General features: G+C 65.7%; 12 protein-coding genes. 10 read left to right on the top strand and 2 right to left on the bottom strand.

Annotation, left to right across the window (positions count from 1 at the left end; translation table 11 throughout):
* Window positions 1–51: 51 nt before the first annotated feature.
* Window positions 52–696, bottom strand: a complete 645-nt coding sequence (locus FHX72_RS03100; RefSeq protein WP_068481841.1) for a DUF4126 domain-containing protein — start codon at window positions 694–696, stop codon at window positions 52–54.
* A gap of 155 nt (window positions 697–851) precedes the next feature.
* Here FHX72_RS03100 and coaE point away from each other — a divergent pair, with 155 nt between their 5' ends.
* A complete protein-coding gene (gene coaE, locus FHX72_RS03095; RefSeq protein ID WP_068481845.1) occupies window positions 852–1,487 on the top strand; it encodes a dephospho-CoA kinase in 636 nt (211 codons plus the stop codon).
* An 89-nt stretch (window positions 1,488–1,576) separates the two neighbouring features.
* On the opposite strand, the gene FHX72_RS03090 is transcribed toward coaE, so the two are convergent.
* Window positions 1,577–2,302, bottom strand: a complete 726-nt coding sequence (locus FHX72_RS03090; protein ID WP_068481848.1) for an IMPACT family protein — start codon at window positions 2,300–2,302, stop codon at window positions 1,577–1,579.
* Between the two features lie 145 nt (window positions 2,303–2,447).
* Here FHX72_RS03090 and FHX72_RS03085 point away from each other — a divergent pair, with 145 nt between their 5' ends.
* The 9 genes from FHX72_RS03085 to tpiA all read left to right on the top strand — a co-directional run bounded on the left by FHX72_RS03085 (window position 2,448) and on the right by tpiA (window position 15,220).
* Complete coding sequence (locus FHX72_RS03085; protein ID WP_068481851.1) at window positions 2,448–2,984, top strand: Dps family protein; 537 nt, start codon at window positions 2,448–2,450, stop codon at window positions 2,982–2,984.
* Between the two features lie 91 nt (window positions 2,985–3,075).
* Window positions 3,076–5,154 (top strand): excinuclease ABC subunit UvrB, encoded by a 2,079-nt coding sequence (gene uvrB / locus FHX72_RS03080; RefSeq protein ID WP_183622965.1) that lies wholly within the window; start codon window positions 3,076–3,078, stop codon window positions 5,152–5,154.
* A 64-nt stretch (window positions 5,155–5,218) separates the two neighbouring features.
* On the top strand, window positions 5,219–8,092 hold the full coding sequence (gene uvrA / locus FHX72_RS03075) for an excinuclease ABC subunit UvrA (RefSeq protein WP_183622964.1): 2,874 nt from the start codon (window positions 5,219–5,221) through the stop codon (window positions 8,090–8,092).
* On the top strand, window positions 8,092–10,014 hold the full coding sequence (gene uvrC / locus FHX72_RS03070; protein ID WP_068481861.1) for an excinuclease ABC subunit UvrC: 1,923 nt from the start codon (window positions 8,092–8,094) through the stop codon (window positions 10,012–10,014). Before uvrA ends, uvrC begins: the two co-directional genes overlap by 1 nt.
* 58 nt (window positions 10,015–10,072) lie before the next feature.
* The gene (gene rapZ / locus FHX72_RS03065) at window positions 10,073–10,960 is read left to right on the top strand and encodes an RNase adapter RapZ (protein WP_068481863.1); all 888 of its coding nucleotides are present in this window, start codon (window positions 10,073–10,075) and stop codon (window positions 10,958–10,960) included.
* A gap of 71 nt (window positions 10,961–11,031) precedes the next feature.
* Window positions 11,032–12,009, top strand: coding sequence for a DNA-binding protein WhiA (whiA, locus tag FHX72_RS03060; protein WP_068481866.1), 978 nt, complete (start codon window positions 11,032–11,034; stop codon window positions 12,007–12,009).
* 184 nt (window positions 12,010–12,193) lie between these two features.
* Window positions 12,194–13,195: a type I glyceraldehyde-3-phosphate dehydrogenase gene (gene gap / locus FHX72_RS03055; protein ID WP_068481869.1), complete on the top strand. Its 1,002-nt coding sequence runs from the start codon at window positions 12,194–12,196 to the stop codon at window positions 13,193–13,195.
* Between the two features lie 31 nt (window positions 13,196–13,226).
* On the top strand, window positions 13,227–14,438 hold the full coding sequence (locus tag FHX72_RS03050; protein ID WP_068481874.1) for a phosphoglycerate kinase: 1,212 nt from the start codon (window positions 13,227–13,229) through the stop codon (window positions 14,436–14,438).
* Entirely contained in the window at window positions 14,432–15,220 is a 789-nt protein-coding gene (gene tpiA / locus FHX72_RS03045) for a triose-phosphate isomerase (RefSeq protein ID WP_183622962.1), read from the top strand. Before FHX72_RS03050 ends, tpiA begins: the two co-directional genes overlap by 7 nt.
* Window positions 15,221–15,282 lie beyond the last annotated feature (62 nt).

Here is a 15,282-nt window from a genome sequence, read left to right as displayed (position 1 = left end):
GGCCACACAGTGACCGGGCGTTGTTTGGTTGCCACGACGGCTGACGTGGAGTCAGGCGGTGAAGCCAGGGGCCGGAGGAACCGGGGGAGCGGCGGACTTGCCCTTGGCGGCTCGCGCATCTCTCACGCGCTTGAAGCTCCTGAAGAGGAACCAAGCGAGCACGCCCAGCATGGCGAGCATCACCAGGACAAAGAGCGGCACGAGGATCGCGGAGAAGAGCAGCCCGACGCTGATTGCATCCTCGCCAACGCTGAGCACCGGGGCAGCGGCGCCGGCCGTCACGACGTTCGCGGCGGCACGTGTGCTGCTCTTCGTGAGGTGAGTCAGCAGTGCGATGCCGATGCCTATGACCACCGGCACCCAGGCGTTGCTCGTGAAGAAGGACGCCGGGTCCTGGATCGCCGCGGTCGAGCTCGCCGTGCCCGCGCCGAAGACGATGCCGCCGGAGGTCGGGCGGATGACCGTCTGTATCCAGTCGTTGACGTGGTCGAGCGCGGGGATCTTGTCGGCGACGAGCTCGAGCACGAGCAGGACGCCGACGATGATGAGCACCCAGTCGTTGCTCAGCCAGGCCCAGCCAGCTGGGAGCGTGATGAGGTCCGTGAAGCGGGCGAGAAGCCCGATGCCCAGCAGGGGGATGAACGCGTTCAGGCCACTCGCCGTCGCGAGCCCCAGGCCGGTCAGAATTTCAAGCATGTGTCTAGTGCCTCCTGCGTCTCAGTCTGGCACGCGAGGTGCGCTCAAGCAGGTCGGGAATGCCGCAGGGCGCTCACGGCCTCCGCGCAGTAGCGTTGGCCTCAACCAAGATGCCCAAGTGAGCAAGGCATCCGCAGACGAGAGGACGGCACATCATGGTCACCATCGCTCTGACCGGGGGGATCGGATCCGGCAAGACGACCATCGCGAAGCGCCTGGCCGAACTCGGCGGCGTGATCCTCGACGCCGACGTCTTCGCGAGGGAGGCCGTCGCCGTCGGCTCTCCCGCGCTCCGACAGATCTCCGCGCGTTTCGGGGAGGACCTGATCCAGGCCGACGGCACGCTCGACCGCCAGGCACTCGGCGCGCTGGTCTTCGGTGACGACGAGGCACGCAGCGCGCTCAACGACATCGTGCATCCCGAGGTGCGCCGCATCACCGGGGAGCGGCTCGAGGAGGTGCTGGCCGAAGACCCGACGGCCCTGGTTGTTCACGTCATACCGCTGCTGGTCGAGTCGAAGAGCAATTACGACTACGAGGAGATCTGGGTCGCGGATGCACCGGCCTCCGTCCGCGAGGAACGTCTCGTGGAGGGCCGTGGGATGTCGCTGGCGGAGGCCAGGGCCCGGATTGCGTCGCAGGCGAGCGACGAGGAGAGACGACGCATCGCGGACGTGCTCATCGACACGAGCGCCCCGCTCGACGAGACACTCGAGCAGGTCGATGCAGAGTGGCGCCGACTCGCCGGGGCGGCCCTGCGGGCCCCCGAGACGCAGACCTACGGGGTGTGACCCGGGCGACCGCGGTGCGGCGCACGCATCCGTCGGGGCCGGTCGGGCAACTCAGTCGAGGTCTTGTTCCCCAGGCTTGATCGGGCAACTCAGGCGAGGTCGACCCACTCGGTGCCGAGCGCGACGAGCGAACCTCGACCTGCCGTGACGGCGGCGACCTCGGAGGAGAGCCGTGCGCGGGAATCGGCCGAGTCCGGCACTGCAAGACTCAGCAGGGCCGAGGCGCCTGCGTACTCTGTCCCAGACACGAGAATCCCGCGTGCGCGAAGTTCGTTCTCCCACCGGCCCGCCGTCGCGTGTGGGGCCTCGAGGCCGTAGATCGCCCTCGCCTCTCGAGTCACGACCCGCGCGAGCTGCAGCGTCGACGAAACGGATTCCGAGTACGCACGGACGAGGCCACCCGCGCCGAGCAGGACACCCCCGAAATAGCGCGTGACCACCGCGACCACATCGCTGAGGTCCGCCGCCGCTTCCGCCCCCTCTCGCGGGCGCTCGGCGAGCACCAGGGCGTCGAGCATGGGGGTGCCCGCCGTGCCCGCGGGCTCGCCGTCGTCGTTCGAGCGCTGGATGCCGCGCCCTGCGCCGATCGCGAACGCGCTGCAGTGGTGGCGCGCGAGGCGGTGAGCTGCGCGCCGGCCGGCGATGACGTCCCTCGCTTGCGCCTCGCTCTCGACACGCTGCAGGCGGCAGATGAACCTGGACCTGCGGATCTCGAGCTCGTGGTCGATAGGGGCGGACTCGGCAAGGACCCCGTAGCTCTGCGCGACCGCGGAGCGAGCGTCAGGCTCGGGACCCTCTGACCGTTCGGCGCGCATCCTGGCATTCTACGGCGGGTGCAGTACGGGCCGGTCCGCGCTCCGATCAAACGTTCAGATCTGGCTGACATGGTTGACGTTCCCCCGATACGCATGGGGTTCATTGACCGGGAGACGCGTCACGCGCTCCCAAGAGAGGACTGACATGACCACGACAGCCTCAAGCCAGCAGACAGAGAACGGCGAGTACACGGTTCCCGGGCTCTCGCTCGACAAGGGCCACGAGATCGGCGAGCTCCTCCAGCTCCGCCTGCACGCGCTCAACGACCTGCACCTCACCCTCAAGCACGCGCACTGGAACGTCATCGGGCGCGACTTCATCAGCGTTCACGAGATGCTCGACCCGCAGATCGAGCTCGTGCGCGGCTATGCGGATGAGGTCGCCGAGCGCATGGCGACGCTCGGAGTTCCCCCGAACGGCCTCCCGGGCGCGCTCGTGGAGGCTCGCACCTGGGGTGACTACGAGGTGTTCCGCGCGGGCACCCGCCAGCACCTCGAGGCGCTCGACCACGTCTACGTTGGTGTCATCACCGACCACCGCGAGGCCATCAAGCGGCTCGACGACCTCGACCTCGTGACCCAGGACCTTGTCATCGGCCAGGTCTCCGAGCTCGAGAAGTTCCAGTGGTTCATCCGCGCCCACCTCGAGAACACGCAGGGCGTTCTCTCGAGCGAGAACTAGTCCGCGAAGACTGCAAATCGGGGCCTTCGTGATCGCGCAGAGCGCATCACTGAGGCCCCGAAATGTCGCAGCCTGCACGTACACTTGTTCTATGCAAGCAACACGCAGCGTACGTCCCTTCGAAGTCGTCAGCGAGTACACGCCGAGTGGCGACCAGCCGAAGGCCATCGAAGAGCTTGCGAGCCGAATCAACGCGGGCGAACCGGACGTCGTCCTGCTCGGCGCCACGGGAACCGGTAAATCGGCGACAACCGCCTGGCTCATCGAAAAGCTCCAGCGCCCGGCGCTTGTCCTCGCGCACAACAAGACGCTAGCGGCCCAGCTCGCCACGGAGTTCCGCGAGTTGATGCCGAACAACGCCGTCGAGTACTTCGTTTCCTACTACGACTACTACCAGCCTGAGGCATACGTCCCGCAGACCGACACCTTCATCGAGAAGGACAGCTCGGTCAACGAGGAGGTCGAGAGGCTCCGCCACTCGACGACGAACTCGCTGCTGAGCCGCCGCGACGTCATCGTCGTGTCCACGGTCTCCTGCATCTACGGGCTCGGCAAGCCGGAGGAGTACTTCAACTCCATGCTGGCCATGCACGTCGGCGACCGCATCCCGCGGCAAGAGCTGCTCAGGCGCTTCGTGACGATGCAGTACCAACGCAACGACGTCGCCTTCCAGCGCGGGACGTTCCGGGTGCGCGGCGACACGATCGAGATCATCCCGGTCTACGAAGAGCTCGCGATCCGCATCGAGATGTTCGGGGACGAGATCGAGGCGCTCACCGCGCTCAATCCGCTCACTGGTGACGTCGTCCGCTCGATGGACTCCGTCAGCGTGTTCCCCGGTTCGCACTACGTCGCCGGCGCCGATGCCATGCAGCGCGCGATGGGGCAGATCCGCGACGAGCTCGACGACCGCCTCGGTGTCTTCGAGCGCGAGCAGAAGCTGCTCGAGGCCCAGCGACTGCGGATGCGCACGTCCTTCGACCTCGAGATGATGGAGCAGATCGGCTTCTGCTCCGGCATCGAGAACTACTCGCGCCACATGGACGGCCGCGCGCCCGGTGAGGCCCCGCACTGCCTCATCGACTATTTCCCAGACGACTTCATCACCGTCATCGACGAGTCGCATGTCACCGTGCCCCAGATCGGCGCGATGTACGAGGGCGATGCGTCCAGGAAGCGCACGCTCGTCGACCACGGCTTCCGCCTGCCGAGCGCACTCGACAACCGGCCGCTCCGCTGGGACGAGTTCAGCGACCGCGTCGGCCAGACGGTCTACCTTTCCGCAACACCCGGCAAGTACGAGCTCGCCCAGGCCGACGGCTTCGTCGAGCAGATCATCCGCCCGACCGGACTCGTCGACCCGCAGATCGTCGTCAAGCCCTCCAAGGGACAGATCGACGACCTGCTCGAGGAGATCCGCGTGCGGGCCGACCGCGACGAGCGAGTCCTCGTCACGACCTTGACCAAGAGGATGGCAGAGGAGCTCACCGACTTCCTCGGCGAGAACGGCGTGCGAGTGCGCTACCTGCACGCGGACGTCGACACGCTCCGCCGGGTCGAGCTGCTCTCCGAGCTTCGGGCAGGCATCTACGACGTCCTGGTCGGCATCAACCTCCTGAGGGAGGGCCTCGACCTTCCAGAGGTCTCGCTCGTCGCGATCCTGGATGCTGACAAGGAGGGCTTCCTGCGCTCGAGCACGTCCCTCATCCAGACGATCGGTCGAGCGGCCCGAAACGTCACCGGCGAGGTACACATGTACGCCGACCGCATCACCGACAGCATGGCGAAGGCGATCGAGGAGACTGACCGGCGTCGCGACCGGCAGCTCGCGTACAACAAGGAGCACGGCATCGACCCGACCCCGCTGCGCAAGAAGATCGCCGACATTACCGAGTCACTGATGCGCGAGGGCCAGGACACGGAGAAGCTCCTCGCTGCCAGAGGCAAGGGCGACAACAAGCGCCAGACGACACCTAAACTCAAGCGCGAGGGACTCGCCGCGTCCGGCGCAAGGGAGCTCGAGAACATGATCTCGGATCTCAACGCGCAGATGCTCGACGCCGCCGCCGAGCTCAAGTTCGAGCTCGCAGCGCGCCTCCGCGACGAGCTCTCAGCACTCAAGCAAGACCTGCGGACCATGGAACGTGCCGGGCACGTCACCAAGGGCTGACCACGGCCGCCCGCAGAACTCGGGCGCACAGAGCATCCACACGAATAGAGAACCCGAAAGAGCTATGGCCGTCCTTCCTCCTTCTTCACAGCTGCGCGTCCAAGGCGCCCGCGTGCACAACCTCAAGAACGTCGACCTCGAGATCCCACGCGACAGTCTCGTGGTGTTCACCGGCCTCTCCGGGTCAGGCAAGTCGTCACTTGCGTTCGACACGATCTTCGCCGAGGGGCAGCGCCGCTACGTGGAGTCGCTCTCGGCGTACGCGAGGCAGTTCCTCGGGCAGGTCGATCGCCCAGACGTCGACTTCATCGAGGGCCTGAGCCCCGCTGTCTCGATCGATCAGAAGTCGACCAACCGGAACCCTCGCTCGACCGTCGGCACGATCACGGAGATCTACGACTACCTGCGCCTCCTGTGGGCGCGCATCGGCGTACCGCACTGCCCGGTCTGCGGTGAGGTCATCCAGCGACAGACCGTCCAGCAGATCGCGGATCACCTCATGGAGCTCGAGGAGGGCACGCGGTACCAGGTCCTCGCACCGGTCGTCCAGCAGAAGAAGGGCGAGTTCGTCGACCTCTTCCAGTCGCTCTCCGGTCAGGGCTACGCCCGCGCGATGGTCGACGGCGATCGGGTCCAGCTCACCGACCCACCGAAGCTCAAGAAGTCCTTCAAGCACGACATCTCCGTGATCGTCGACCGCCTCGTCGCCTCCGACGACGTCCTCGGTCGCCTGACCGACTCACTCGAGACGGCGCTGAGGCTCGCGGACGGCCTCGTCCAGATCAACTTCGTCGATGCGGAGGGCGACGATGCGTGGACCACGTTCTCCGAGCAGCTCTCCTGCCCGAACAACCACCCCATCGCGCTCACTGAGATCGAGCCGAGGACCTTCTCCTTCAACGCGCCGTTCGGCGCCTGCCAGACGTGCGACGGGTTGGGAACGCGGATGTCCGTCGACCGTGAGCTCCTCATCGGCGACCCCCTCGACTCGATCGCAGACGGGGTCATCCTGCCGTGGAGTGGGCAGGGCAAGAGCCTGTACCAGTACTACGAGCGCCTCCTGCTCGGTCTCTCCGAGCAAATCCAGTTCAAGCTCACAACGCCCTGGAAGAAGCTCCCGGAAGAAGTCCGCGAGGCGATCCTCGAGGGGCGCGAGTACGAGGTCAGAGTCAAGTACCGCAACCGTTTCGGGCGGCAGATGACCTACAGCTCCGGCTTCGAGGGCGTCATGCCGTACATCGAGCGCCAGTACGCAGAGGCCGAGACCGACGCCACGCGTGCCCGTTGGGCACAGTACCTGCGCGAGATCCCCTGCTCCGCCTGCAACGGTGCGCGACTGCGCCCAGAAGTGCTCGCCGTCAAGGTGCACGGTCGTTCCATCGCAGACGCCACGGCCCTGAGCCTCGCCGACTGCCTCGACTTCATGAACACCGTCGAGCTCACCGACCGCGAGGCCAAGATCGCGGCGCAGGTGCTCCGCGAGATCCGCGCTCGCCTCGACTTCCTCATCGAAGTCGGCCTCAGCTACCTCGACCTCGCGCGGGCCGCCGGCACGCTCTCAGGCGGGGAGGCGCAGCGCATCCGCCTCGCGACGCAGATCGGATCCGGGCTCACCGGAGTGCTCTACGTGCTCGACGAGCCTTCCATCGGACTCCACCAGAGAGACAACCGCAGGCTCATCGAGACGCTCATCAAGCTGCGCGACCTCGGCAACACGCTCATCGTCGTCGAGCACGACGAGGACACCATCCGCACCTCGGACTGGATCGTGGACATCGGTCCAGGCGCAGGCGAGCACGGGGGAGAAGTCGTGCACAGCGGCTCCGTCGCCGACCTCGAAAAGAACACCAAGTCGATCACTGGCGACTACCTCTCGGGGCGCGTCGGCATCGAGACACCGAAGAAGCGCCGAAAGTACGACAAGAAGCGCGAGCTCACCGTCGTCGGCGCGCGTGCCAACAACCTGCAGAACGTGCAGGTCAGCTTCCCACTCGGCATCCTGACGGCCGTCACCGGAGTCAGCGGGTCCGGCAAGTCCTCACTCGTGAACGACATCCTTTACCGAGTGCTCGCTGCCAAGCTCAACGGCGCCCGCGCCGTTGCAGGCAAGCACACTCGCATCACGGGAGTCGACCAACTCGACAAGGTCATCCACGTCGACCAGAACCCCATCGGCCGCACGCCCCGCTCGAACCCCGCAACGTACACGGGTGTGTTCGACCGCATCCGTACGCTCTTCGCCGAGACAAGCGAGGCGAAAGCCCGCGGCTACCTGCCAGGCCGTTTCAGCTTCAACGTCAAGGGCGGTCGCTGCGAGGCCTGCTCGGGCGACGGCACACTCAAGATCGAGATGAACTTCCTGCCGGACGTCTACGTGCTCTGTGAGGTGTGCGGTGGGTCGCGCTATAACCGCGAGACACTGAGCGTGCACTACAAGGGCAAGAACATCGCCGAGGTCCTGCAGATGCCGATCGCGGAGGCCGCGGACTTCTTCGAGCCGATCACGGCCATCCACCGCTACCTGTCGACGCTCGTCGAGGTCGGGCTCGGCTACGTGCGCCTTGGACAGTCTGCAACGACCCTCTCTGGCGGCGAGGCGCAACGAGTGAAGCTCGCCACCGAGCTGCAGCGGCGGTCAAACGGGCGCAGCGTCTACGTGCTCGACGAGCCGACAACAGGACTGCACTTCGAGGACGTCCGCAAACTCCTCACGGTGCTCGGCGGACTGGTGGACAAGGGCAACACCGTCATCGTCATCGAGCACAACCTTGACGTCATCAAGTCGGCGGACTGGCTCATCGACATGGGGCCGGAGGGTGGTTCCGGCGGCGGAACCGTCGTCGGCGTCGGCACGCCGGAGAAGATCGCCGGCATCGCCGAGAGCCACACCGGCCAGTACCTCAAGGAGATCTTCGAGCGGGAGGCAGCTGCGCGCTGATGGCGAACGTCCTGCCATACCGCCCCGCGACGAGCGACATTCCGACGGCCCCGGGGGTCTACAGATTCCTCGGGGATGACGACCGTGTCCTCTACGTCGGCAAGGCCAAGAACCTCCGCGCGAGGCTGAGCAACTACTTCGCTCCGCTTGAGCGACTCCACGAGCGCACCCGTCACATGGTGACGACGGCGACTCGCGTCGAATGGACCGTCGTGCGCACGGAAACCGAGGCGCTGCAGCTCGAGTACACCTGGATCCAGGAGTTCTCGCCGCCCTTCAACGTGAAGTTCAAGGACGACAAGAGCTACCCGTTCATGGCCGTGACGCTCGGCGACGAAGCGCCCAGAGTGCTGGTCACGCGCAACGCTCGTATCCGAGGCGCCCGCTACTTCGGCCCATATCCCAAAGTCTGGGCGGTCAACGAGACCATCGATCTCATGGTCAAGGCGTTCCCCATCCGCACGTGCAATGACTCGAACTACACACGGGCCATGCAGAGCGGTCGCCCATGCTTCCCCGGTCAGATCGGCCGCTGCGGCGGCCCGTGCAGCGGGCGAGTGACGATAGGAGAGCACCGTCAGATCGTCGACGAGTTCGTGCGATTCATGGAGAGCTACGATCGCAGCCTGCTGACGACGCTGCAGGACGAGATGAAGCTCGCGGCCAGCGAGATGAGGTTCGAAGACGCGGCCAGGCTTCGCGACCGCATCGGGGCTCTCGAGAACGTCTTGGAGAAGAGCGCCGTCGTGCTTCCCGACAACGTCGACCTCGACCTCTTCGGCGTCGCAGAGGACGAGCTGAGCGCTTCCGTCCAGCAGTTCACGGTGCGCGGCGGGCGCATCCGCGGCGTGCGCAACTGGGTCCTCGACAAGGAACTCGACACAGATCTTGGAACGATCATCGATCAGACCATGCAGCGCGTGTACGGCAAGGAAGGCCTCTTCCCTCCAGGCGAGATCATCGTGCCGGCCCTCCCGGACGACTCCGAGGCACTCTCCGAGTGGCTAGAGGCAACCAGGCAGGCCAAGGTGAACCTGCGAACGGCGCAGCGGGGGCCAAAGTCCGAACTGCTCAAGACCGCGACCATCAACGCCATGGGGTCGCTCGCGCAGTACAAGCTCAAACGCAGCAGCGACTATGTCGCTCGCTCGGACGCGCTCACCGAGCTGCAGAACGCGCTGGGGCTCTCTGAGGCCCCACTGCGCATCGAGTGCTACGACATCTCGCACCTTCAGGGCACCGGGATCGTCGGGTCGATGGTGGTGTTCGAGGACGGCCTCGCACGCAAGTCCCATTACCGGCGCTTCAACATCGCGTCCTCGACGGACGACACCGACTCCATCCACCAGGTGCTCACCCGCCGACTGGCTTACCTGCGCGATGATGCGACACCTGCGGACATCGCCGAAGACGCGGCGCTCTCAGCTGACCCCGCCAAGGCAGCGGGCCAGGAATCGACGCGCGCCAAGTTCGCCTATCGCCCGCAGCTCCTGCTCATCGACGGCGGCGTCCCACAGGTGAATGCCGCGCAGCGAGCCCTGGAAGAGTCAGGCGTCCGTGGGATCGCGGTGGTCGGCATCGCCAAGCGCCTCGAGGAGCTCTGGCTCCCGGACGATGACTTCCCGGTCATCCTCCCTCGCGGCTCCGAGGCGCTTTTCCTCGTGCAGCGGCTCCGCGACGAGGCCCACCGCTTCGCGATCCGGCATCAGCGCACGAAGCGCAAGGCCGACATCAGTACCGTACTGGCAGACATCCCCGGCCTCGGGCCGACACGAGTGGCCGCGTTGCTGAAGAAGTTCGGTTCGGTCAAGCGCCTCAGGGCCGCCACCGTCGACGAGCTGACAACCGTGCAAGGTATCGGGGCAGCAACTGCAACAGCTATTTCCGAGCGATTCGCGCGAGAACAATCGGCGGAAGAGTGAGAGACGCTCGCTCCGGCTATGTAGGCTGGTGTTTTAGTCCATGGGAGGTGACCTGCGCATGAGTTCGGCGGAGATCGACGGCGAAGGACGCCAGCACATCATGATCGTCACTGGCATGTCCGGTGCGGGACGGTCGACAGCTTGTAAGGCGTTCGAAGACCTCGACTGGTTCGTGGTGGACAACCTGCCCCCGCAGATGATCAGGCCCCTCATCGAGGTCGCTGGCAAGGCTCGTGACTCGCTCCCGAAGCTCGCCGTCTCGGTTGATGTGCGCGGCGGTCACCTGCTGGAGGAATTCACTGCCCTCGTCGGTGGTCTGCGCGAGACACACGAAGTCGACGTGCTCTTCCTGGACGCCACTGACGGAACGCTCGTCCGGCGCTTCGAGGCCGTGCGCCGCCCGCACCCGCTGCAGGGCAACGGGACGATCCTCGACGGCATCGCGCGCGAGCGCAGCCGCCTCCAGGAGATCCGCGAGGCGAGCGATATCGTTATCGACACCTCGGAGCTCAACGGGCACCAGCTCGTGACCCGCATCGTGAAGCGCTTCGGGGAGGCTGACCAGAATAAGGTCGCCGTGACGGTGCAGAGCTTCGGCTTCAAGTACGGGATCCCCACGGATGCCGACCTCGTCGTCGACATGCGCTTCCTCCCCAACCCCTTCTGGGAGCCGGAACTCCGCGCCTTCAACGGCCGAGACAAGCGCGTTTCCGACTACGTCTTCGACCAAGAAGGTGCAGACGAGTTCCTGACCCACTACATTGAGATGCTTGACCCCGTCCTGCGGGGTTACGAGCGAGAGAACAAGCGGCACGTCACGCTCGCCGTCGGATGCACCGGCGGCAAGCACCGCTCGGTCGCCATGACCGAGCGCATTGCGAGCCTGCTGCGCGAACGCGATGACACGATCATCAGCGTGCGCCACCGCGACCTCGGTCGCGAGTGACTCTCGTTCCATCTCGCACCCGCGACGACGCTTCGTCGCGCCCACTCACTCTGATCCATGGAGGTACCCCGGTGACGCTCACCGCCGATGTCAAGCACGAGCTTTTGCGCACGCGCGCAGCCACAACCCAAGCTCGTGCTGCCGAGGTCGCGTCGCTCCTGCGGTTCGCGGGTGGTCTGCAGCTCATCTCGGGGCGTATCGCCGTCGAGGCCCAGCTGGACTCTGAGATGCTCGCCCGTCGACTCGGTCGCGAGCTGCTCGAGTTGTACGGCGTGCGCGCCAAGATCTCCATCGTCGCCGGTTCCGGCGCAAGGCCGGGGGAGAGCTACCTTCTTCGCGTGCTCGAGAACGGCGAGACGCTCGCCAGGCAGACCGGACTCATGGACGCGCGCAGGCGCACGGTCCGCGGCCTCCCGAACCGACTCACGACGGGAAGCCAAGACGACCTGACGGCCGTCTGGCGCGGCGCATTCCTGGCCGCCGGGTCGCTCACGGATCCCGGCAGGTCCGCCTCGCTGGACATCATCACGCCGAACTCGGAGACGGCGATGGCGCTCGTCGGGGCCGCTGGTCGCCTCGGGGTCTCCTCGAAGGCGCGTGAGGTGCGCGGAGTGCACCGCGTCGTCATCCGCGACGGGGACGCCATCAGCGCCATGCTGACCGTCATCGGCGCGCACGCGACCGTCGAGAGCTGGGAGAGCCTGCGTCAGCGCCGCGAGACCCGCGCTACCGCAAATCGTCTCGTGAACTTCGACGACGCCAACCTGCGTCGCTCCGCTCAGGCGGCCGTCACGGCCTGCACGCGCGTCGAGCGTGCTCTTGAGATCCTGGGCGAAGGGGCCCCCGACCACCTCAAGTACGCAGGACAGCTGCGCCTCGCCCATCGCGAGGCCTCACTTGACGAGCTCGGCCGCTACGCGGACCCGCCCATGACGAAGGACGCGGTCGCCGGCCGCATCCGCCGCCTACTCGCCCTCGCGGACAAGCAGGCTTCGGACCGGGGCATCCCTGGTACGGAGTCGAATCTGCCCGTCCTCGACGAGCTCTGATTCCGGCACAGATCACCTCATTCCATTTAGTCACCTCGGTGACCTTCCATGGGACTAGGCTGACGATGTTGAACGGGCTCGCCGCGCAGACCGTTCCCACGAACTCGGTGCGATGGTGCACCCGGCCCCCAGTGGCCAAACAGTCCTGTCAAATCGGAGAAACAACAGGAAAAAGGAGCATCACGTGACGAAAATCGCCATCAACGGTTTCGGACGCATCGGACGCAGCTACGCACGCGCACTGCTGCAGGATGACAACAACCTCGAGCTCGTTGCTATCAACGACCTCACCGACAACAAGACGCTTGCACACCTCCTCAAGTACGACTCCACTGGTGGCAAGCTGAAGAACGACATCTCGTACGACGACGACGCCATCTACGTCGACGGCAACAAGATCACCGCAACGGCAGAGCGCGACCCCGCGAACCTGCCTTGGGCTGAGCTCGGCGTCGAAATCGTCATCGAGAGCACGGGCCACTTCACGGATCCAGAGAAGGCCCGCGCGCACATCGCCGCAGGCGCCAAGAAGGTCATCCTCTCGGCCCCCGCTTCCGGCCCGGCCCCGACGTTCGTCTTCGGCGTCAACCACACCGAGTACGACCCCGAGAATGACGACGTCATCTCGAACGCCTCGTGCACGACGAACTGCCTCGCGCCGCTCGTCAAGGTCTTCAACGACAAGTTCGGCATCGAGTCTGGCCTCATGACCACGGTTCACGCCTACACGTCAGACCAGAACCTGCAGGACGGCCCCCACAAGGACCTCCGCCGCGCACGCGCAGCAGCCCTGAGCATCATCCCCACCTCGACGGGTGCTGCGAAGGCTATCGGCCTCGTCATCCCAGAGCTCGCGGGCAAGCTCGACGGCTTCGCGCTTCGCGTCCCCACCGAGACCGGCTCGATCACCGACCTCACCGTCGTCTCCAAGACGCCAGTGACCGTCGAAGAGGTCAACGCCGCTTACAAGGAAGCCGCAGAGGGCGAGTTCAAGGGCCTCCTCATGTACAACGAGGAAGACATCGTCTCGCGCGACATCGTCGGCGAGAACCACTCGTCGATCTTCGACGCGCCCCTCACGAAGGTCATCGGCAACCAGGTCAAGCTGTCGTCCTGGTACGACAACGAGTGGGGCTACACGGTCCGCCTCGTCGACCTGACCGAGTACGTCGCGAGCAAGCTCTAACCACTTCGGCAAAAGAGGAAGGATCGCCAATATGGCGCTTCGCACAATCGAGAGCCTCGGCTCCCTCACGGGAAAAAAGGTCATCGTCCGCTGCGACTTGAACGTGCCGCTGAAGGAGGGCGGGATCACCGACGATGGTCGGATTCGCGCTTCCCTCGGCACGCTCCGCCTCCTCCTCGACCAGGGTGCGCAGGTCATTGTGATCTCGCACCTTGGTCGGCCCAAGGGGGCACCAGAACCGCAGTACTCGCTCGCTCCTGCCGCCACGCGGCTCGGTGAGCTCCTCGAGATCGATGCCCCGCTTGCTGCCGACACGGTCGGTGAGGATGCACAGCGCCTTGTTGCCGGTCTCGAAGACGGTCAGCTCGTCGTGCTCGAGAACCTCCGCTTCAACCCGGGGGAGACGAGCAAGGACGACGCAGAGCGTCGTGCCTTCGCGGAACAGCTTGCTAGCTTTGCGGACGCGTTTGTCTCGGACGGCTTCGGTGTTGTGCACCGCAAGCAGGCGTCCGTGTACGACCTGCCGCAGATCGTCCCGAGCGCCGCGGGACTCCTCGTGGCGAACGAACTCGAAGTCCTCGAGCGGCTGACGTCCGCGGTCGAGCGCCCCTACGCGGTGGTGCTCGGCGGTTCGAAGGTCTCCGACAAGCTCGGCGTCATCGAACACCTCCTCCCGAGGGTCGACTCGATCCTCATCGGTGGAGGAATGCTGTTCACGTTCCTCGCGGCGCAAGGCCACAAGGTCGGATCCTCGCTGCTGGAGTCCGATCAGCTCGACACCGTGCGCGGCTACCTCGCGGATGCCGAGAAGCGCGGCGTCTCGATCGTCCTGCCGACGGACGTCGTCGTCGCAGCGTCGTTCTCGGCGGACGCAGAACACGAAGTCGTCCCAGCAGACGGCATCGAGAGCAGCGCGTTCGGAGCTTCCGGTATCGGGCTCGACATCGGGCCCGAGACCGCCAAGGCCTTCGCCGCGGTCATCAACGACTCGAAGACCGTGTTCTGGAACGGCCCCATGGGCGTGTTCGAGTTCCCCGCGTTCGCGGAAGGAACTCGCGCCGTTGCTGGGGCCCTGACCACTGTCGAGGGCCTCTCGGTCGTCGGCGGCGGTGACTCCGCTGCGGCCGTGCGCACGCTCGGCTTCGCGGATGACCAATTTGGCCACATCTCTACTGGTGGCGGTGCCAGCCTCGAGTTCCTCGAAGGCAAGCAGCTGCCCGGATTGCAGGTTCTCGGATGGTAACGACTCGCACCCCGCTCATGGCGGGCAACTGGAAGATGAACCTGGATCACCTCCAGGCCATCGCGTTCACGCAGAAGCTCGCTTGGGCACTCAAGGATGCGAAGCACGACTACGACGACGTCGAGGTCGCGATCTTCCCTCCTTACACGGCCCTTCGTAGTGTGCAGACGCTCGTGGATGCCGACAAGCTCTCGCTGAGCTACGGCGCCCAGGATGTCTCTGCTCACGACTCCGGTGCGTACACGGGTGAGATCTCAGGTGCATTCCTGAGCGCTCTGGGCTGCAAGTACGTCATCCTCGGGCACTCCGAGCGACGCACCCTGCACGCAGAGAGCGATGAGGTTGTCGGAAGCAAGGTCAAGGCTGCGCTCAAGCACGGCCTGGTTCCGGTGCTGTGCGTCGGAGAGACCTCCGAGGATCTCGAGAAGTTCGGCGCAAGTGCCGTCCCCGTGGCTCAGCTCAAGGCTGCGCTCGACGGAGTAGAGGGCACTCCGGACCTCGTCGTCGCCTATGAGCCCGTCTGGGCCATCGGTTCCGGCCAGGCTGCCACGCCCGAGCAGGCGCAGACCGTCGCTCACGCTCTCCGTGCCGCGCTCGAGGAACTCCTCGGCGAGGAAGTGGCTGCAGCGACCCGCATCCTGTACGGCGGTTCGGTGAAGTCGGACAACATCGCGGGCTTCATGCGCGAGCCCGACGTTGACGGTGCACTCATCGGAGGCGCAAGCCTCAAGGTCGATGAGTTCAGCGCCATCGCTCGGTTCCGACAGCACGTCGGTTCCTAGCCGCGAACCCCAACCATCTATACTCGGACGTGGCCTGTTCACTCAGGCCACGTCCGAGTCCG

The organism is Pseudoclavibacter helvolus (genome assembly GCF_014191305.1).
Lineage (GTDB): Bacteria > Actinomycetota > Actinomycetes > Actinomycetales > Microbacteriaceae > Pseudoclavibacter > Pseudoclavibacter helvolus.
This window is presented reverse-complemented; position numbering and strand designations above follow the sequence as displayed.